19 protein-coding genes and 1 riboswitch are annotated in these 17,759 nt (G+C 64.6%); of the genes, 16 read left to right on the top strand and 3 right to left on the bottom strand.

Annotated features, from left to right (window positions below; genetic code table 11):
- Positions 1–133: 133 nt before the first annotated feature.
- Genes cobN through cobJ form a run of 5 tightly spaced genes read left to right on the top strand, consistent with a single transcriptional unit; the run spans position 134 to position 6,704 of the window.
- The gene (cobN, locus tag QNI81_RS02850) at positions 134–3,379 is read left to right on the top strand and encodes a cobaltochelatase subunit CobN (RefSeq protein WP_283967303.1); all 3,246 of its coding nucleotides are present in this window, start codon (positions 134–136) and stop codon (positions 3,377–3,379) included.
- Complete coding sequence (gene cobG / locus QNI81_RS02845) at positions 3,376–4,533, top strand: precorrin-3B synthase (protein WP_283967302.1); 1,158 nt, start codon at positions 3,376–3,378, stop codon at positions 4,531–4,533. Before cobN ends, cobG begins: the two co-directional genes overlap by 4 nt.
- Before the next feature lies 1 nt (position 4,534).
- Positions 4,535–5,164 carry a precorrin-8X methylmutase gene (locus tag QNI81_RS02840; RefSeq protein WP_283967301.1) on the top strand — a complete coding sequence of 210 codons (630 nt, stop codon included), beginning with the start codon at positions 4,535–4,537 and terminating at the stop codon, positions 5,162–5,164.
- Between the two features lie 2 nt (positions 5,165–5,166).
- Positions 5,167–5,898 carry a precorrin-2 C(20)-methyltransferase gene (locus tag QNI81_RS02835; RefSeq protein ID WP_502999240.1) on the top strand — a complete coding sequence of 244 codons (732 nt, stop codon included), beginning with the start codon at positions 5,167–5,169 and terminating at the stop codon, positions 5,896–5,898.
- Positions 5,895–6,704, top strand: a complete 810-nt coding sequence (gene cobJ, locus QNI81_RS02830; RefSeq protein WP_283967299.1) for a precorrin-3B C(17)-methyltransferase — start codon at positions 5,895–5,897, stop codon at positions 6,702–6,704. The genes QNI81_RS02835 and cobJ overlap by 4 nt, the downstream gene beginning before the upstream one ends.
- Here cobJ and QNI81_RS02825 read toward each other — a convergent pair.
- On the bottom strand, positions 6,701–7,462 hold the full coding sequence (locus tag QNI81_RS02825; RefSeq protein WP_283967298.1) for a cobalt-precorrin-6A reductase: 762 nt from the start codon (positions 7,460–7,462) through the stop codon (positions 6,701–6,703). The two genes, cobJ and QNI81_RS02825, sit on opposite strands and share 4 nt — an antisense overlap.
- On the opposite strand from QNI81_RS02825, the gene cbiE reads away from it, so the two are divergent.
- The 10 genes from cbiE (at position 7,461) to cobF (ending at position 14,938) form a co-directional block, all read left to right on the top strand.
- The gene (gene cbiE / locus QNI81_RS02820; protein WP_283967297.1) at positions 7,461–8,669 is read left to right on the top strand and encodes a precorrin-6y C5,15-methyltransferase (decarboxylating) subunit CbiE; all 1,209 of its coding nucleotides are present in this window, start codon (positions 7,461–7,463) and stop codon (positions 8,667–8,669) included. The two genes, QNI81_RS02825 and cbiE, sit on opposite strands and share 2 nt — an antisense overlap.
- Positions 8,666–9,028 carry a cobalamin biosynthesis protein gene (locus QNI81_RS02815; protein ID WP_283967296.1) on the top strand — a complete coding sequence of 121 codons (363 nt, stop codon included), beginning with the start codon at positions 8,666–8,668 and terminating at the stop codon, positions 9,026–9,028. The genes cbiE and QNI81_RS02815 overlap by 4 nt, the downstream gene beginning before the upstream one ends.
- Positions 9,025–9,819, top strand: coding sequence for a precorrin-4 C(11)-methyltransferase (cobM, locus tag QNI81_RS02810; protein ID WP_168576916.1), 795 nt, complete (start codon positions 9,025–9,027; stop codon positions 9,817–9,819). The genes QNI81_RS02815 and cobM overlap by 4 nt, the downstream gene beginning before the upstream one ends.
- Before the next feature lie 81 nt (positions 9,820–9,900).
- The gene (locus QNI81_RS02805) at positions 9,901–11,217 is read left to right on the top strand and encodes a cobyrinic acid a,c-diamide synthase CobB (RefSeq protein WP_283967295.1); all 1,317 of its coding nucleotides are present in this window, start codon (positions 9,901–9,903) and stop codon (positions 11,215–11,217) included.
- Positions 11,214–11,951 carry a uroporphyrinogen-III C-methyltransferase gene (cobA, locus tag QNI81_RS02800; RefSeq protein WP_065329702.1) on the top strand — a complete coding sequence of 246 codons (738 nt, stop codon included), beginning with the start codon at positions 11,214–11,216 and terminating at the stop codon, positions 11,949–11,951. The genes QNI81_RS02805 and cobA overlap by 4 nt, the downstream gene beginning before the upstream one ends.
- Entirely contained in the window at positions 11,948–12,316 is a 369-nt protein-coding gene (locus tag QNI81_RS02795; RefSeq protein WP_283967294.1) for a DUF1636 family protein, read from the top strand. Before cobA ends, QNI81_RS02795 begins: the two co-directional genes overlap by 4 nt.
- Before the next feature lie 61 nt (positions 12,317–12,377).
- A riboswitch (cobalamin riboswitch) is annotated at positions 12,378–12,588 on the top strand.
- A 39-nt stretch (positions 12,589–12,627) separates the two neighbouring features.
- On the top strand, positions 12,628–12,798 hold the full coding sequence (locus QNI81_RS02790) for a CbtB domain-containing protein (RefSeq protein WP_005625666.1): 171 nt from the start codon (positions 12,628–12,630) through the stop codon (positions 12,796–12,798).
- A 4-nt stretch (positions 12,799–12,802) separates the two neighbouring features.
- Positions 12,803–13,501 (top strand): CbtA family protein, encoded by a 699-nt coding sequence (locus QNI81_RS02785; protein ID WP_283967293.1) that lies wholly within the window; start codon positions 12,803–12,805, stop codon positions 13,499–13,501.
- Positions 13,502–13,610: 109 nt separating this feature from the next.
- On the top strand, positions 13,611–14,102 hold the full coding sequence (locus tag QNI81_RS02780) for a hypothetical protein (protein WP_283967292.1): 492 nt from the start codon (positions 13,611–13,613) through the stop codon (positions 14,100–14,102).
- A gap of 71 nt (positions 14,103–14,173) precedes the next feature.
- A complete protein-coding gene (gene cobF / locus QNI81_RS02775) occupies positions 14,174–14,938 on the top strand; it encodes a precorrin-6A synthase (deacetylating) (RefSeq protein ID WP_283967291.1) in 765 nt (254 codons plus the stop codon).
- A gap of 259 nt (positions 14,939–15,197) precedes the next feature.
- On the opposite strand, the gene QNI81_RS02770 is transcribed toward cobF, so the two are convergent.
- Positions 15,198–15,542 (bottom strand): winged helix-turn-helix transcriptional regulator, encoded by a 345-nt coding sequence (locus tag QNI81_RS02770; protein WP_283967290.1) that lies wholly within the window; start codon positions 15,540–15,542, stop codon positions 15,198–15,200.
- A gap of 86 nt (positions 15,543–15,628) precedes the next feature.
- Between QNI81_RS02770 and QNI81_RS02765 the strand changes: the two genes are divergently transcribed.
- Positions 15,629–16,519, top strand: coding sequence for a DMT family transporter (locus QNI81_RS02765; protein ID WP_283967289.1), 891 nt, complete (start codon positions 15,629–15,631; stop codon positions 16,517–16,519).
- Between the two features lie 48 nt (positions 16,520–16,567).
- On the opposite strand, the gene kynU is transcribed toward QNI81_RS02765, so the two are convergent.
- Positions 16,568–17,758, bottom strand: coding sequence for a kynureninase (gene kynU / locus QNI81_RS02760; RefSeq protein ID WP_168576925.1), 1,191 nt, complete (start codon positions 17,756–17,758; stop codon positions 16,568–16,570).
- Between the last annotated feature and the right edge of the window lies 1 nt (position 17,759).

Genomic DNA, 17,759 nt, shown 5'->3' with positions numbered 1-17,759 from the left:
CGGGCGAAGTGGAAACACATCGTTTTCGTCCGGCCGAGAGGCCGGACAGCCCCCGACCGCCCCCCCGGGCGGGGGCTTCTCCCCCACCCGCGGTCCGGGGCTATCCTCGGCGTGTCCAAACGGAGCTAACCTCATGCACGTCGTCTTCCGCGAAAGCCACGGGCTCGGAGAAACAGACACCCCCTATGACGTCGGGCAGACCCCCGGCGATCTGGTGGTGCTGTCCTTTTCCGACAGCGACCTGGGCGCCTTTGCGGCGGGCTGGCACCGCGCGGACGGCAAACTTCCCTCCACTCGGCTTGCCAATTTGGTGGCGCTCAAACACCCGCTCTCCGTCGATGTCTACGCCGAACAGACGCTGGAGGGCGCAAAGGGTGTCTTGGTCCGGCTGATCGGTGGCGAGAGCTACTGGTCCTACGGTCTGGCCACGCTTCAGGATCTGGCCCGGCGCAAAGGCATCGCGCTGGCGATCCTGCCCGCTGACGGTCAAGAAGATCCGCGCCTTGATGAGCTGTCCACCCTGCCGGTTTCCACCCTGCGCCGCCTTCAGGCGCTGTGCGATGCGGGCGGTGCTGTCGCCGCGCAAGCGGCACTGGCGCAGCTGGCGCTGGCCTCTGGCCTCTATGCCAGCCCGGTGATCGGCAAGAAAACCGTGCCGGATTTCGGGTTCTACGACCCCGACCGGGGCGCGCTGGACGCCCTGTCCGAGATCGACAAACCCTTGGTGCTGGTCAGTTTTTATCGCTCTTATCTGACCTCAGCCGACACCGCCCCTGTGGATGCGATGATCCGTAGCCTGCGGGCGCGCGGGTATGCCGCCTATGGCGTTTTCGCACCGAGCCTCAAGGTCCCCGAGGCGGTCGACTGGCTACGCGCGGAACTGCCCGCCCTGAACCCCGCCGCGCTCATCAACGCCACCGCCTTTTCCGCGCAGGGGCGCGATGGCAGCGCCTCCCCGCTGAGCCTCACGGGCTGTCCGGTGTTTCAGGTGGCGCTGTCTACGGCCCGGCGCAAGGATTGGGATCTGGCGGATCGCGGCCTGTCGCCTGCGGATCTGGCCATGCATGTGGTCCTGCCAGAGGTGGACGGTCGGCTGTTTGCCGGGGTTGTCAGCTTCAAATCCCCCACCAAGCGCGACCCCGATCTGGAATATTCCCGTTTCACCCACCGCGCCGATCCAGAACGGGTGGAGGCGGCGCTGGATCGCATCGAGGCACATTTGCGGCTCGCCCGCAAAGCGCCTGTCGACAAACGCCTCGCGCTGGTGCTCTCGACCTATCCGGGGCGCGATTACAACCTCGCTCACGCGGTGGGGCTGGACGCACTGGCTTCAACGTCCGAGATTCTGCGCGCCCTTGCGACCGAGGGCTATGCCGTCACGGCCGAGGCAGACCTTGGCGCGCGCCTCTCGGATGAGACGCTGACATGGCCGCTCTCGGAGTATCTCGCAGCCCTCGCCCACCTGCCCGCCCGCTTGCGCGCGGATCTCACCGCGGCTTGGGGCGCGCCCGAGCAGGACCCCGCGATCAGGGACGGCCTCGTGCATTTTCGCGCGCTGCGTGCGGGCAAGGCGCTGATTGCCCTGCAACCCGAACGCGGTGACGTGCAATCCCGCGATGACGACTATCACGACCTCGACCGCACGCCGCGCCATGGCTATGTCGCCTTCTATCTCTGGCTCCAGAGGCAAACGGATGTGCTGGTGCATGTGGGGGCCCATGGAACGCTGGAGTGGCTGCCGGGCAAAGCGGTGGCACTCTCGGCGCAGTGCTGGCCCGAGGTACTGGCGGGGGATCTGCCGGTGATCTATCCGTTTATCGTCAATGATCCGGGCGAGGCCGCGCAGGCCAAGCGTCGCATCGGTGCTATCACTCTGGGCCACATGCCGCCGCCTCTGGCACAGACCACGCTGCTCGACGGGATGACGCGGCTTGAAAGCCTCCTGGATGAATATTCCACCGCCGACGGGCTCGATCCTGCGCGCCGCGACCGGCTGATCGCCGACATCCGCGCCGAGGCACAGGGCACCGGCGTCGAAGAAGACCTGGGCATCCCCGCCGACGCCTCGGCGGCAGAGGCCATCACCCGCATCGACCGTTTTGTCTGCGACATCAAGGAAAGCCAATACGGCGAGGGTCTGCATATCTTTGGTCAGGGCGAACATGGCGCGGCAGAGTTGCGCGGGGTGCTGGATGCGCTGGCGGGCAAGCTGGTCTCCCCCGGCCCGTCCGGGTCGCCCTACCGGGGGCGCTCGGATGTGATGCCCACGGGGCGCAACCTCTTTACCACCGATCCCCGCGCGGTGCCGTCGCGGGCGGCGCAGGCGCAAGGGGTCAAGCTGGCAGAAGAGTTGCTGCGCCGCCACCTGCAGGACCATGGCGACTGGCCGCGCGGGTTGGTGGTGGATCTCTGGGGCTCTGCCACCATGCGCACGGCGGGCGAGGAATTTGCCATGGCGCTGCATCTTGCGGGTCTCGCCCCACAATGGGACGCAGGATCCGAGCGTGTTTCGGGCTTTGAGATCATCCCGCTGACCCTTCTGGGCCGTCCGCGCATCGACGTGACGCTTCGGGTCTCCGGCCTGTTTCGCGACGTGTTTCCCGGCCTTGCCCAGATGTTCGAGGCCGCCGCCGCCGCGCTGAGTGCCCGCGAAGAGGACCCAGGCGACAACCCCTACCTCAAGACCACGCCGCGTGTCTTTGGCCCCAAGCCCGGGCTATATGGCCTTGGCATGACCCAACATCTCGATGACTACTCCGAAGAGGCCCGCGCGGCAGCGGGCGAGGCTTGGCTTGCGGCCTCATCGCATGCGATTGACGCAAAAGGGGACATCCACGAGGCGCGCGCCGCGCTTGAGGATCGCTTGCACAGCGCAGACAGCTTTGTACATCTGCAAGATCTGGCGGAGACGGATGTTCTGGTCGCCTCAGATTACGCCGCCCATGAGGCCGGTTTTGCCGCCGCGATGAAGCGTCTGGGCGCTGAGGCCCCGGCGCTTTATCACATGGACGCCACCCGTCTGGACCGCCCGCAGGCGCGCAGCTTGCAGGAGGAAATCGCCCGCGTCACCCGCGCCCGTGCCTCTGACCCGCATTGGGCGACCTCAATGATGAACCACGGTTTTCGCGGCGCGGCAGAGATTGCGGCAACGCTGGATCACATGGCGGCCTTTGCGCATCTGGCCCAAGTGGTGCCCGCGCATCTGTTTGACCTATACTTCGAGGCCACACTGGGGCGCGACGATCTGGTGGCGTTTCTGGAGCGTGAAAACCCCGCCGCCCTTCAGGCCATGCGGGATCGGTTCAACGCTCTGCGCGACGCAGGGCTTTGGGTGACGCGGCGCAATTCGATCCTTGCCACACTTGAGGGCGCAGCATGAGCTCCGCCCCTAAGGTCTATGGCTGGTGCCCCGGCGCGCTAAGGCCGATGATGTCCGGCGACGGGCTGGTGGTGCGCATCCGCGCGCCACTGGGGCGGCTCACGTCTGAGCAGGCCAAGGCCGTCGCGGATCTCTCCATGCGCTACGGCAACGGCATTCTTGATCTCTCGGCGCGGGCGAACTTGCAACTGCGCGGCGTCCGCGAGGACAGCCATCCCGCCCTGATCGCAGCGCTTCAGGATCTCGGGCTGGTGGAACAGGACGCACACGCCGAGGCACGCCGCAATATCCTCATGACGCCCTTCTGGGCGGAAGGAGACCGCAGCCACCAGATCGCCTTGGCGTTGACAGAGGGCCTCGCACAGGCAGAGGACTTGCCCCTGCCCGGCAAGTTCGGCTTTGCCGTGGACGCAGGTCCGGCCCCTGTGTTGCAGGGCACCGCTGCCGATATCCGCATTGAGGGTGCAGGCGACAGGCTGACCTTGCGCGCAGACGGTGCCGATGTGGCGCTGGAGCTGTGCAAAGACGATGCCGCAGCCGAGGCGCTGACCCTCGCGCGCTGGTTCCTTGACCAAGGCGGCGCGTCGGAGGGTCGGGGCAGGATGCACGCCCTGCTCACGCGCCGCGCAGCCCCCGCGTCGCATACCGCAGATGTCGCAAGGGGCGCTTCCCAGCCCGCCCCCGGCCAGACCCGCAGCGGCGCATTGGTTGCGCTGGAGTTTGGCCAGATCAGCGCCGAGACCTTCGCCGCGCTTGCCGATCTCGGCCCGCTGCGCCTCACCCCCTGGCGGATGCTGCTGATCGAGAACGCCCAAGACATCGCGCCCCTGCCCGGCCTGATCCACAGCGCAACGGATCCGCGCCTGCGGGTGAGCGCGTGCACCGGCGCACCCGGGTGCCTGCAGGCGCTCTCTGAAACCCGCGCGCTGGCCCGCGACCTCGCCCCGCATCTGCCGGAGGGCACCAGCCTGCACGTCTCGGGCTGCGCCAAGGGCTGCGCCCATCCCAAACCTGCCGATGTGACCTTGACCGCCACCGGCGCCGACCGCTTTGACCTTGTTCGCAATGGCCGCGCAAACGACCGCCCCTTGCGTTCTGATCTCTCTGCGCGCACCCTGCGCGCTGCGCCGCACCTTCTGACGAAAGACACCTGACATGCTGCACACCTATGAGACCGATGGCGCCAAGATCTATGCCGAGAGCTTTGCCACCATCCGCAACGAGGCCAACCTCGCCCGCTTCACCAAAGACGAGGAGGTGGTGGCCGTGCGCATGATCCACGCCGCGGGCATGGTGGGGCTGGAGGAACATGTGCAATTCTCAGAAGGGATGGCCGAAACCGCCCGCGCGGCACTGGCGAAAGGCGCACCGATCCTCTGTGATGCTTATATGGTCTCCGAGGGGATCACCCGACCGCGCCTGCCTGCCGACAATGAGGTGATCTGCACCCTGCGTGACCCCAAAGTGCCGGAAATGGCCCGCGAGATGGGCAACACCCGCTCGGCGGCCGCGCTGGAACTCTGGCGTCCGAAACTCGACGGGGCCGTGGTTGCGATCGGCAATGCCCCCACCGCGCTGTTTCATCTGCTGAACATGCTCAAGGACCCTGCCTGTCCGCGCCCTGCCGCAATCATCGGCTGCCCTGTGGGCTTTGTCGGCGCACGTGAATCCAAGGAGGCGCTGATGGAGGATCTCCCGGTGCCCGCAATGATCGTCAAAGGCCGCCTTGGGGGCTCTGCCATCACGGTTGCGGCAGTGAATGCGCTGGCATCGTGGAAAGAATGACCATGAACGCGCCCAAAACCGGCAAAGTCATCTGCGCAGGCCTCGGCCCCGGCGATCCGGACCTGATGAGCGTCAAAAGCTGGCGCGCGCTGCAAGGCGCGACCCATGTGGCCTATTTCCGCAAGGCAGGCCGCGCAGGGCAAGCCCGCGCCATCGTCGAAGGCATCCTGCCCGCAGGCGTCACCGAATACCCGATGGAATATCCGGTCACCACCGAGATCCATTTCTCCGACCCCGAGTATAACCGCCAATTGGCCGCGTTTTATGACCAATGGGCCGACACATTGGCCGAGATTGCGGCGACGGACACGGTGGTGGTGCTCTGCGAGGGCGATCCCTTCCTTTATGGGTCGTTCATGCATCTGCACACCCGCCTTGAAGGCCGCGCGGAGGTCGAAATCATCCCCGGCATCACCGGCATGTCCGGCTGTTGGACCGCCACCGGCCAGCCGATCACCTGGGGCGATGATGTTCTGACGGTTGCGATGGCAACCCTCTCCGAAGAAGAGCTGACCAAACGCATCTCTGAGACTGACGCGCTGGTCGTCATGAAAATCGGCCGCAACCTGCCCAAGCTGCGCCGCGCGCTTGAGGCTGCAGGCCGCCTTGAGGACGCATGGTTGGTGGAGCGCGGCACCATGCCGACCCAGACGGTGCAAAAGCTCACCGAGATCACCGGCGATGTGCCCTATTTCTCCATCGTGCTCTTGCACGGGCAAGGACGCCGCCCATGAGTGATGCGCAAAAAGGCTGGGTGGTGATCGCGGGGCTTGGCCCCGGTGACGAGCGCATGGTGATCCCCGAGGTGCAGGAGGTTCTGGCCGAGGCCACAGATGTGGTTGGCTATATCCCCTATGTGGCGCGCATCGCGCCGCGCGCGGGCCTGACCCTCCATGCCAGCGACAACCGAGTTGAGGTGGACCGCGCCGCGCAGGCCCTGCAGATGGCGGCAGAGGGCAAACGCGTGGTGGTGGTTTCCTCCGGCGATCCGGGGGTTTTTGCCATGGCATCGGCGGTATTTGAAGCACTGGAAGACGGGTCGAAGGCGCAGCCCGCGTGGCTCGACCTAGACATCCGGGTGCTGCCCGGCATCACCGCCATGCTGGCTGCCGCAGCGGCGATCGGCGCGCCTCTGGGCCATGATTTTGCGGCGATCAACCTCAGCGACAATCTGAAACCATGGGAGCTGATCGAACGCCGGTTGCAGCTTGTGGGTGAGGCCGGTCTGGCGATGGCCTTTTACAACCCGCGCTCCAAATCCCGCCCGCATCAGTTTGCCCGCGCTCTGGACGTGCTGCGCGCTGCCTGTGGCGCGGACACCCTGATTACCTTCGCCCGTGATGTTACCAAACCCGGGCAGGAGATCCTCACCGTACCGCTCAAGGATGCCCGGCCAGAGATGGCCGACATGCGCACCGTGGTGATCGTTGGCAATCGCGACACGCGGCGCGTGGGGTCTTATGTCTATACGCCGCGCTTTGCGCCCGGTCATCAACCCGGTCATCAAACCGGGCCGATCCCGACCGACAAGGACACCTAGGCGCCGTGCTCCAGCCAGCGCATCACCTCCGCGACAGTGCCCCGCACCGGGCGTGCGGGCACCTTGGGCCGGTCGATCATCACGACCGGCAAGGAGAGAGAGCGCGCGGCACTCAGCTTGGCCTCGGCACCTGCGCCACCGGCGTTTTTGGCCACGATATGCGTGATCTTGTGCTGGCGCATCAGGGCCTCATCGCCGGTCGCTTCAAACGGTCCCCGCGCCACGATGACTTTGGCATCGGGCAAAGACAGCGGTGCCTCCGGCGCATCCACCAGCCGCAGCAGATAGTGGTTTTTGGGCTTTGCCGCGAACTCCGCCACATGTTGCTTGCCGATGGCCAGAAACACCCGTGCGCCGGCCTCCGGCAGGGCGGCGACTGCGCCCGCCATATCCGCCACATGGACCCAGTGATCGCCCGGGTTCGACTGCCACGCAGGCCTCTCAAAGGCCACCAGCCCCACCCCAGCCTCAGCGCAGGCCCGCACCGCGTTGGTGCTCATCTGCGCGGCAAAGGGATGGGTGGCATCGACCACATGGGTGATCCCCTCGCGGCGCAAATAGTCGACCAATCCAGACACGCCCCCAAACCCGCCGATACGGCAGGGCAACGGCTGCTGCGCCGGGCGCGCGGTGCGGCCTGCGTAGGAAAACACCGCCTGACGCCCGGCCACCGGATCGTCCGAAACCCAGGCTTGCGCCAAATGCGCCGCCAGATGCGAAGCTTCGGTGGTGCCGCCCAGAAGCAGGAGCTTGGTCATGTCTGATCCTCTGACAAAGGGCGGTGCGCGCCCATGGCTGACCCTGATCGGGCTGGGGGAAAATGGCCCCGAAGGGCTGTCGGATGCAAGCCGTGCAGCACTCCGAGTCGCAGAAATCATCATCGGCGGGCCGCGTCATCTGGAACTGGTCGATGCAGGCGCACGCGGGCAGGCCTGGCCCGTACCGTTTTCCACTGTACCGGTGCTGGCCGCACGCGGTCGCGCGACGGTGGTGCTGGCGTCCGGCGATCCCTTCTGGCACGGCGCAGGCGGCAGCCTGCTGCGCGATCTGGACCGCTGCGAATGGACGTCCCACCCGGCGCCCTCCTGCTTTGCGCTGGCCGCCAATGCGCTGGGGTGGAAACTTGAGGACACGCTCTGCCTAGGCCTTCATGCCGCGCCCTTCGCGCGCCTGCGCCCGGTTTTGGGCCGTAGCACGCAAGCGATCTGCACCCTGCGTGATGGCGCGGCGGCGGCGGAACTGGCTGCCTATCTATGCGAGATCGGCTTTGGCACCAGCGCGATCACCGTGCTGGAGCGCCTTGGCGGACCAAAGGAGCGCATCCGCACGACCACCGCCCAAGGGTTTGACCTCACCGACATAGACGCCCCCGTGGTGGCGGCACTCACGGCATCAGGCACGGGCCTGCCGCAGGCATCCGGCCTTGAGGATGCACTCTTTGCCAATGACGGGCAGATCACCAAACGCCCCATCCGCGCGCTGACGCTCTCGGCCCTTGCCCCGCGCGTGGGCGAACATCTGTGGGATATTGGCGGCGGATCGGGATCTGTCTCGGTGGAGTGGTGCCTTGCGGCCCGAGGGGCCACGGCAACCACATTTGAGGCCCGCGCCGATCGGCTGGAGAATATTCGCCGCAATGCCGCGGCTTTTGGCCTTTCGCATCGCATGACAGCCCTTGAGGGCCGCGCGCCGGAGGTACTGGAGGGTCGTTCCCCGCCCGATTGCGTATTTATCGGCGGCGGAGGGTCGCAGGCCCTCATCGACCACCTCTGGCAGATCCTGCCCGCAGGCACGCGCCTTGTCGCCAATGGTGTGACACTGGAAACCGAGATCCTGTTGATGCAGGCTCATGCCACTCATGGCGGTCATCTGCTCAAAGCGGAAATCGCCGAAGCTGGCCCCTTAGGGTCCATGCGCGGCTGGGAACGTGCCCGCCCCGTGATCCAGTGGAGCGTCACCCGATGATGATTGCAGGCTTTGGCTTTTCCAACCGCGCCACCGAGGCAAGCCTTGCGGAGGCTTACAATGCGCTGCAAAGGCGCCCGGATCGGGTGGTGACCCTGCGTGCCAAGGCCGACAGCCCCGTGTTTCGCGCTTTTGCGCTGGCACAAAACCTCACGGTCGAGACCCTTGATGAGGACCAGATCACCGGGGTCGCGACCCCCACCCTTTCGCCGCGCATCCATGCGCGGTTCAACACCGGATCGGTGGCCGAAGCCTGCGCCCTTGTGGCAGCGGGCGCAGGCGCGCGGCTGATCCAGAGACGATTTGTGACCACGGACGGGCTTGCCACCGTGGCGCTTGCGGAGATGATAGAGAGATGACCGTTCATTTCATTGGTGCCGGACCGGGTGCCGCCGACCTGATTACCCTGCGCGGGCGCGACCTGATCGCGGCCTGTCCGGTGTGCCTTTATGCCGGCTCTCTGGTGCCCGAGGCGCTGCTCAGCCATTGCCCCGAGGGGGCCAGGATCATCAACACCGCGCCGCTGTCGCTGGATGAAATCATGGCAGAGATCGCCAGTGCTCACGCCGCCGGCCACGACATCGCGCGGCTTCACTCCGGGGATCTGTCGGTCTGGTCCGCCATGGGCGAACAGCTGCGCCGCCTGCGCGATCTGAATATCCCCTATGACATCACCCCCGGTGTGCCTGCCTTTGCGGCTGGTGCGGCGGCGCTGGGGACCGAGCTTACCCTGCCCGGCGTGGCACAATCGCTGGTGCTCACGCGCACCTCGGGGCGCGCCTCGGCGATGCCCGAAGGCGAGACGCTGGAGAATTTCGCCGCCACCGGCGCAACGCTTGCGATCCACCTGTCGGTGCATGTGCTGGACGATGTGGTGGCGCGGCTGACGCCCGCCTATGGCGCGGAGTGTCCGGTGGCCATCGTCTGGCGCGCCAGTTGGCCGGATCAGAAGATCGTCAAGGCAACGCTTGGGTCCATTATCGAGGCAACCGAGGGCGCGCGCGGGCGCACCGCGCTGATCCTCGTGGGCCATGCCCTGGGCGCAGAGGATTTCGCCGAAAGCTGCCTTTATGGCGCGGATTATGACCGCCGTTATCGTCCGCAAAGTGCCGACAGCCCGTGGTCGGAATGGAGCGAAGGCGATGACTGATCACGCGATGCATCACGCCAAGATCAGCGCCCGAGTCTGGGTGGGGGCGCAAGCGACACGAGCGAATGAGGATTGGCACATATGACCCATTTCCCCAAAGGCCTGATGATCTCCGCGCCCTCCTCCGGCACAGGCAAGACCACCGTCATGCTGGGCCTGCTGCGCGCGCTCAAGGACGATGGTCTGACCGTGCAGCCCTTCAAGAGCGGACCGGATTATATCGACCCCGCGTTTCACTTTGCGGCCGCCGGACGAGCGTCCTTCAACCTTGATACATGGGCGATGGACAGTGCGCTGCTTGATGCTGTCGCCACCCAGGCCCAAGGCGCTGATATCTGCGTCGGTGAAGGGTCGATGGGCCTCTTTGACGGGGTCGCCACGCGCGGCCAGTCTGGCTTTGGCTCCTCGGCAGAGACCGCGCTCAGGATGGGCTGGCCGGTGGTGCTGGTGATCGACGTGGGCGGACAAGCACAATCCGCCGCCGCCACCGCGCTGGGGTTCAAGATGTACAACCCCGATTTGCCCTTTGCGGGCGTGATCCTGAACCGGGTGGCCAGCCCTCGGCACGAGCGGCTCACCCGGCTCGGGATGGAGCGCGCGGGCGTCAAGGTGCTTGGCTCCCTGCCCCGGCGCGGTGATCTGACCCTGCCCGAACGCCATCTTGGCCTCATTCAGGCGGTGGAGCACCCGGACCTTGAGGCCGCGATTGCGGGCTATGCCGCCTTTTTGCGCGAAAACGTCGATCTCGACGCAATCCAAGCGGCGGCCAGCACCGCTGCCGCACCCACGCCGCGCGCCCTGCCACACCCGCCTGCGCAGCGCATCGCATTGGCGCGCGATGCTGCGTTTTCCTTTACCTACCCGCATCTGTTGGAAGGCTGGCGTGCCGCCGGGGCCGAGATCCTGCCGTTCTCGCCCCTGAAGGATGAGGCCCCCGCCACCGACGCCGATCTGGTATGGCTGCCCGGCGGCTATCCGGAGCTGCATGGTGCCACACTTGCCGCTGCCGAAAACTGGCGCAAAGGCATGGCAAAACATGCTGAGACCAAACCCGTGCATGGCGAGTGCGGCGGCTATATGGCGCTGGGGGAGGCCCTGATCGACAAGGAAGGCACCCGGCACCAGATGGCGGGGCTCCTCGGGCTTGTCACATCGTATGAGAAGCGCAAATTCCACCTCGGCTATCGCCGTGCGGAATTGCAGGCCCCGATGCCGGGCTTTGACAATGGTGCCTATTTGCGCGGGCATGAGTTCCATTACTCGACCATTCTGGATGAACCCGACGCACCGCTGGCGCGCGTCATGGACGCTGACGGCAATCCGGTCCCCGAAACCGGATCCATCAAGGGTCATGTCACCGGCACCTTTTTCCACCTGATCACCGGAGAGCACGCATGAGCGGGTTTGTCAGCTTTGTCTCCTCCGGGCCGGGTGATCCGGACCTGCTGACGGTAAAGGCCGTCAAACGTCTGGAAGCGGCGGATGCGGTGCTGTTTGACGACCTGTCCTCGGGTCCGATCCTGTCGCATGCGCGCGAGGATGCGGATCTGGTGGGCGTGGGCAAACGCGCGGGCCGCCCCTCGCCCAAACAGGACCACGTGAGCCAGCTTCTGGTGGATTATGCCCAATCCGGTGCCCATGTGGTGCGGTTGAAATCCGGGGATTCCGGCGTCTTTGGCCGCCTTGAGGAAGAGATGATCGCACTGCGCACCGCTGGCATCAAATATGAGATCATCCCCGGGGTTACCGCCGCCTCTGCCGCCGCCGCCGCTGCGGGAATTCCGCTGACCCGGCGGCTGACCGCGCGCCGGTTGCAGTTCATCACCGGCCATGACGTGACCGGCGGCCTGCCGGATCACATGAACCTTGCGGCCCTTGCCGACCCTGAGGCAACCACCGTGGTCTATATGGGCAAGCGCACCTTTGCGGCGCTGCTGTCCCTGCTGCTGGAGGCGGGCCTGCCGCAAGACACACCTGCACTGGTGGCGCTTGGGGTCTCGACGCCCGCGCAAGAGCTGCACCGGGTGACGGTGGCCACCCTGCCCGAGCTGTTGGAGGCGATCACATCGCCTGCGCCGGTACTGATCCTATATGGGCCACTGGCAGAAGAAGACGCCCCCGCCCCGGCATGACACAGCCCATGATCTCGCTCTGCCGTACCTGCCGCGACGCAGACCCTACGCTGACCGACCAACTGGCGGCGGCGCTGCGCGCGGCGGGGCTTAAGGCAGAGGTGCAGGGGGTCGATTGCATGTCAGGCTGTACCCGTCCGCAGACCCTCGCCGTGCGCCAGAGCGGCAAGACTGCTTATCTCTTTGGCGAGATCACCACGGCGGACCTGCCAGATATCATCACCTTTTTGCGGCTCTATGACGCCAGCGCCGACGGCACGCTGAGCGATGCGCGCCCACTGGGCGATCTGCGCTTTAAGGCGATCGCACGCATCCCTGCGACCTTGGGCCAGACCGCAACACCACCAGATCAATCGCAGGGCTAGATGACGGGAACGCGCGCCGCAAAGGCGGTTTCATGCTTGACCGATCAGACCCCGACACCGCAATATCACCGCTATACGGTGTCCCAGAGCGCACAGCGCCGGGACTGAAACGGGAATGAGGAACGGCGGACCCAATCGCGGCGCCCGAGCCTCAACCGCCCCCGCGACTGTGAGCGGAGAGCGACATTCAGCATCCACTGGCCCTGCGCCGGGAAGGAGAATGATCGCCGCGACCCGCAAGTCAGGAGACCGGCCGTATCAAACGAGGACAGTTAATGTGCCGTCGGGTGTGACGGTACGGAGGACGACTAATGACGACCAAGACGATCAAATCGACCGCCTCTGCCGGCAGCATCATCCCGGTGCTCTTTGCCGTGGTTCTGGGGCTGGGGATCATCACCGTGACGGGCCATGTCCAGGCCTCGACCCTGCATGATGCGGCGCATGACGTGCGCCACGCCACCGGCTTCCCCTGCCACTAAGCAGATGTTTGGACGCATTCTGACCAGCGCGCTGTTCGCTGGTGCTGCAGCGGGGCTGATTGCCGCCCTTCTGCAGCTTTTCTTCGTGCAACCTGTGCTGTTGCATGCTGAGCTATATGAATCCGGCGAGCTGGTGCATTTTGGCGGTGAGGCCGTTTCCGCCCACCCCGATTTGCCCGGCCTGTTTGATGAGCCGATGCGCAATCTGCTCAGCATTCTGTTCACCATGCTGACCTACACTGGCTATGCGCTGGTGATGGTGGCCTTGATGTCTCAGGCTGAGCGGCAGGGCCATGAGATCACCGCCCGGCATGGAATCATCTGGGGGCTTGCGGGCTTTGTCGCGTTTCACTTCGCTCCCGGTCTGACACTGGCGCCAGAAGTACCCGGCGTCGCTGCCGCAGATGTGGGCGCGCGGCAGGTCTGGTGGGTTGCCACAGTCGCCAGTGCAGGGGTTGCCATGTGGCTGATCGCCTTTGGCGGCAATCTGGTGGCCTATGTGATCGCCGCATTGTTGCTGATGGCCCCGCATGTGATTGGCGCGCCAGAGCCTGATAGCTTTACCGGTCCGGTACCCACTGAAATTGGGGCGCTTTTTGCGGCGCGTGCCTTTGGGATTGGCATGGCGGCATGGGTCTTGCTTGGAGCGTTCTGCGCCTATTTCTGGCAGTCAGAGACCGCACACGCAGAGACCACCGCATAAGCTGACGCCTTTTGCCCCCGCCGCTGCAACAGGTGTCGCGGCGGGGGTTTTAACACAGGGCGGCCCCTTCGCCGTTCTCACGAGAGCTCCTCTAACATATTGAGATCACATGTCCCGTTCGCTTGCGCTTTTTGCCATTGGCCTTGTTTTTGGGGGTGGTATCGGCTTTGTCACCGCTGCCGGAAATGGTGTGGCCTTTGAAGGTCACGACCATAGTAATCCCGCGCATCATGGCGGCACCACCGGGATGATGGCGCACGATCATTCTGCCATGGTGAACACCCCCGCGGGTGACGACGCCCCAAGGGTCGAAATCAGCGTCACGCCCGATGCAATGTCAGGTTGGAACCTGCAGGTGGAAACGCAAAATTTCCGTTTTGCCCCAGAACATGCCTCAGGCGCGGATCAACCCGGCGAGGGCCACGCCCATGTCTATGTAAACGATGAGAAAATCGCGCGGCTCTATGGCGCATGGATGCATATCCCTGCTCTTCCCAAAGGCGGCGCAGAGGTCAAAGTCTCGCTCAACTCCAACAGCCACGGCATGATCGCGGTCGATGGCGTCCCGGTCGAGGCGACACTCTGGGTCGGCAGTCAGTAACCCTGCCCTCTTGACCTCTCTCCCAGAGGCCCCCATTGCGGTCAGACCACTAGAACGAACGGAGAGCGCCCATGCTCCAGCTTTGCCTGATCGGTATCGGCACCGGCAACCCCAAGCATCTGACGCTGGAGGCGGTCGAGGCGATCCGCGCGCAGGATCTGATCTTGATCCCCCATAAGGGCGCTGGCAAAGACGATCTTGCAGGCCTGAGGCAAGCAATCTGTGCGGAAGTGCTGACCGGGGTAGCGCATCCGCCTAAGATTGTTGAGTTTGACCTGCCCGTGCGTGATCCAGCCACAGCAGACTATCGTCAGCGCGTGGACAACTGGCACGATGCTATCGCGCAGGTCTGGCAGGCTACGCTGGCGGCACATCTGCCCGAGGGCGGACAGGCAGGGTTTCTGGTCTGGGGCGATCCTTCGCTCTATGACAGCACCATGCGCATCGCCGAGCGCCTGAAGACGCGGATGGAGATGCAGATGCGAGTGATCCCCGGCATCACCTCAATTCAAGCGCTGACGGCGGCGCATGGCGTACCGCTCAATCACATCGGCGCACCGGTGCAGATCACCACCGGCCGCCGCCTGCGTGATACGGGCTGGCCTATGGGCTGCGACACGCTGGTGATTATGCTGGATGGCGAATGTTCCTTTCAGAGCATTGCGGCCCCCGAACACGTGATGATCCACTGGTCCGCCTATGCGGGTATGGCCAATGAGATCAATATCGCGGGGCGGTTGTCTGAGGTGCAGGAAGAGATCCTCGCCACCCGCGCCCGTGCCCGCGCGGAACATGGCTGGATCATGGATATCTACCTACTGGAACGGTTAGGCTGACCACTGGCTGCCCTTATCACCGGCGATGCATGACATCGGCTCGGGTGGGCTCCCGCCCGTCGCGCCCGCATTAAAAATGCGTCCCGCTCCCGTTGGGCGTCGCGCCGGACCTGACGGTCCGGCGCTGCAGCCTGTCCAAAGGACAGGCTGCCCGGCCCAACCCCAAGGGGAGACTTGCGTCAGCAAGGGTCCGCGCGGGGGCGGGAGTGCCACCCTGCCTGCAGCATGCCCTCAGCACTCACATCTCTATGGCCCGCAGTCACCTCTCTTGCTCTGACAACGCCTTTGCCCAAGCCTCAGACCATGCGCCAAATGGGTGCAGCAGCTGATATAAGTCCTTTCCCATAGCCGTCAGGCCATAGCCTGCATCATCGCGCGTGACCAAACCGCTCTGAGACAACTCTTTGATTCTCTTATTCAACACCGTTGGCGAAACCTGTTCGCAGCGATCCTGAAGCTGACGAAATGTCATTGGTCCGGACGACAATTGCCAAATAATCCCCAGCGCCCAGCTGCGTCCCATCAGGTCAAAAAGAGCCATGATCGGCTTGCCGGTTTTTGACCCCCGAACGGGGCTGCCGGGTTTGGGTACCCCTGCTGACATGACACGTCCCTTCCTTCGAATCATTGCTACTATTTGTGTAGCGAGCTATTGCTACTAGAATAGTAGCGCCCAATTGGAGCCCTGTCATGATCCTCCTTCCCATTCTCGCAGCCTTGGGCGCATCGGCTGGCTGGGCGACCGGCGTCGTGTTGGCGCATGGTCCAGCCCGCCAATTGGGCGCGTTTGAGTTCACCCGCATTCAGCTGATCGCCTGCTCCGCCATTCTCGCTGCTCTGTGCAGCGGACTGGGGTATTGGAGCACTGTAGCATGGGCGTATTGGCCCGCCTTTGGCATGAGCATCTGTATCGGCATCGTCCTAGGCAATCTGGCAATGATCGAATGTCTGCGCAGAGGGGGACCAAGACGCACCGAGCTGTTGCTGTCCCTCAAAGCGCCCCTTGTTGCGGGGATGGCCCTTATCTGGCTCGGTGAAACCCCGAGCGCTGCAGATCTGCTCGGAGCGGGAGTCACACTCTGCGGTGTGGGACTTGCGGTGGGGTTCGGCGGCAAGGAGAGGGCCGCCACAGAGGCAAAAGACGGAACCCTCTGGACGGTCGTATTGCTGGGTCTCGCAGCGACAGCCTGTCAGGGGTTCGGCTTTCTGGTAATGAAACCGGCGATGCTTGCGGGGACAGAACCGCTTGCGGCCTCTGCAATCCGGCTGCTGGGGGCCGCGTTCGTGATCTCGATTGTTGCACTCTGGCCGAGACGCAGGCACGCGGCACATCCAGACATGACGCCGGCCCTGCTAGGGCGCACGATCTTGCCGGGCTTTATCGGGTATGGCGTGTCATCAACCCTGCTGCTTTATGCGTTCGCCAATTTCGACGCAGGCGTTGCGGCGGTGCTGGGATCACTATCGCCCGTGCTGGTACTGCCTATTCTCTGGCTCAAGGACGGAACAAGACCACACCCGACCGCCATCATCGGTGCAGCGCTTGCGGTCGCGGGGACCGCCATAATCGTTCTGTGCTGAGGTGCCCGGCCGCCCCTCGTCGAGGTCGCAGCCGGACGCGCGCCGGATTTAAGTCACCCGCGAGCGCACTTGGTATTTGGGATCTTTCCAGCTCTCGCTCTTCATCACGTCCTCAAGGATCTCTGCGGCGCGCACGACATCCGCCTGATCCAGATAGAGCGGCGTGAAACCAAAACGCATGATGTTGGGCGCGCGGAAATCACCGATCACACCACGATCAATCAGCGCCTGCACAACCGCGTAGCCGTCCGCAAAAGCAAAGGACACTTGCGAGCCGCGCACATCTGCTTCGCGCGGGGAGGCAAGGGTCAGATCCGGGCAACGGGCCTCGACTTCTGCGATAAATGTCTCGCAAAGCGCCACAGACGCGCCGCGTATTTCCTCCATGGAGACCCCCTCCCAGACATCCAATGCGGTGTCGAGAATCGACAGTTGCACAATGGGAGGCGTGCCAACGCGCAGGCGCTCGGTTGTCATGGCGGGACGGTAGTCGGGTTCCATCGCAAAGGGTGCGTCATGACCAAGCCAGCCCGAGAGCGCAGGCTCCACCTCCAGAACGATGTCGGGGCGGGCATAGATAAAGGCAGGCGCGCCGGGACCGCCGTTGAAATACTTGTAGGTACAGCCCACCGCGAATTCTGCATTACAGGCCGTCAGATCTACCGGCAAAGCGCCCGCGCTATGGGCCAGATCCCAGATCATCACCGCACCGTTTTGATGCGCGCGTGCCGTGATATCCACCATGTCGTGGCGGCGACCGGAACGATAGTCCACCTCCGTCAGCATCACCACAGCCACGTCGTCGGTGATCGCATCGGCGACCTCTTCGGGGGCGACGGTGCGCAGCTCATAATCCTTGCCGATGGTCGAAATCAGCCCCTGCGCCATGTAGAGGTCGGTCGGAAAGTTGCCAGTGTCCGACAGGATCACCCGGCGTTCCGGGCGCATTTTCAGCGCCGCCGCCAGAGCCTGATAGACTTTGATCGAGAGCGTATCGCCTGTGGCCACGCTGCCCGGTGCAGCCCCGATAAAGCCTGCAATCCGGTCGCCCACTTTTTGCGGCAGGGCCATCCAGTCAGCTGTGTTCCACGCCTTAATGAGCTGGGTGCCCCATTCCTGCGTGAGGGTTTTGACAGCCCGCTCCGCTGCGCCCTTGGGCAGGGGGCCGAGTGAGTTTCCGTCGAGGTAGATCATGCCCTCTGGGATGTCGAAGAGGTGTTTTTTGGGCAGGTTGGTCATG

The sequence above is a fragment of the Tritonibacter sp. AK171 genome (assembly GCF_030127025.1).
Classification (GTDB): Bacteria; Pseudomonadota; Alphaproteobacteria; order Rhodobacterales; family Rhodobacteraceae; genus Epibacterium; species Epibacterium mobile.
Note: the sequence above shows the minus strand (reverse complement) of the source record. Positions and strands in the feature narration are given on the sequence as shown.

Excerpts from the sequence above, each read along its gene's own strand:
- QNI81_RS02765 (WP_283967289.1), top strand. The coding sequence starts at position 15,629 with ATGATCCTCCTTCCCATTCTCGCAGCCTTGGGCGCATCGGCTGGCTGG.
- cobF (WP_283967291.1), top strand. The coding sequence starts at position 14,174 with ATGCTCCAGCTTTGCCTGATCGGTATCGGCACCGGCAACCCCAAGCAT.
- cobA (WP_065329702.1), top strand. The coding sequence starts at position 11,214 with ATGAGCGGGTTTGTCAGCTTTGTCTCCTCCGGGCCGGGTGATCCGGAC.
- QNI81_RS02805 (WP_283967295.1), top strand. The coding sequence starts at position 9,901 with ATGACCCATTTCCCCAAAGGCCTGATGATCTCCGCGCCCTCCTCCGGC.
- QNI81_RS02795 (WP_283967294.1), top strand. The coding sequence starts at position 11,948 with ATGACACAGCCCATGATCTCGCTCTGCCGTACCTGCCGCGACGCAGAC.
- QNI81_RS02780 (WP_283967292.1), top strand. The coding sequence starts at position 13,611 with ATGTCCCGTTCGCTTGCGCTTTTTGCCATTGGCCTTGTTTTTGGGGGT.
- QNI81_RS02770 (WP_283967290.1), bottom strand. The coding sequence starts at position 15,542 with ATGTCAGCAGGGGTACCCAAACCCGGCAGCCCCGTTCGGGGGTCAAAA.
- kynU (WP_168576925.1), bottom strand. The coding sequence starts at position 17,758 with ATGACCAACCTGCCCAAAAAACACCTCTTCGACATCCCAGAGGGCATG.
- QNI81_RS02835 (WP_502999240.1), top strand. The coding sequence starts at position 5,167 with ATGAACGCGCCCAAAACCGGCAAAGTCATCTGCGCAGGCCTCGGCCCC.
- QNI81_RS02790 (WP_005625666.1), top strand. The coding sequence starts at position 12,628 with ATGACGACCAAGACGATCAAATCGACCGCCTCTGCCGGCAGCATCATC.
- cobG (WP_283967302.1), top strand. The coding sequence starts at position 3,376 with ATGAGCTCCGCCCCTAAGGTCTATGGCTGGTGCCCCGGCGCGCTAAGG.
- cobN (WP_283967303.1), top strand. The coding sequence starts at position 134 with ATGCACGTCGTCTTCCGCGAAAGCCACGGGCTCGGAGAAACAGACACC.
- QNI81_RS02785 (WP_283967293.1), top strand. The coding sequence starts at position 12,803 with ATGTTTGGACGCATTCTGACCAGCGCGCTGTTCGCTGGTGCTGCAGCG.
- QNI81_RS02825 (WP_283967298.1), bottom strand. The coding sequence starts at position 7,462 with ATGACCAAGCTCCTGCTTCTGGGCGGCACCACCGAAGCTTCGCATCTG.
- QNI81_RS02840 (WP_283967301.1), top strand. The coding sequence starts at position 4,535 with ATGCTGCACACCTATGAGACCGATGGCGCCAAGATCTATGCCGAGAGC.
- QNI81_RS02815 (WP_283967296.1), top strand. The coding sequence starts at position 8,666 with ATGATGATTGCAGGCTTTGGCTTTTCCAACCGCGCCACCGAGGCAAGC.
- cobM (WP_168576916.1), top strand. The coding sequence starts at position 9,025 with ATGACCGTTCATTTCATTGGTGCCGGACCGGGTGCCGCCGACCTGATT.
- cbiE (WP_283967297.1), top strand. The coding sequence starts at position 7,461 with ATGTCTGATCCTCTGACAAAGGGCGGTGCGCGCCCATGGCTGACCCTG.
- cobJ (WP_283967299.1), top strand. The coding sequence starts at position 5,895 with ATGAGTGATGCGCAAAAAGGCTGGGTGGTGATCGCGGGGCTTGGCCCC.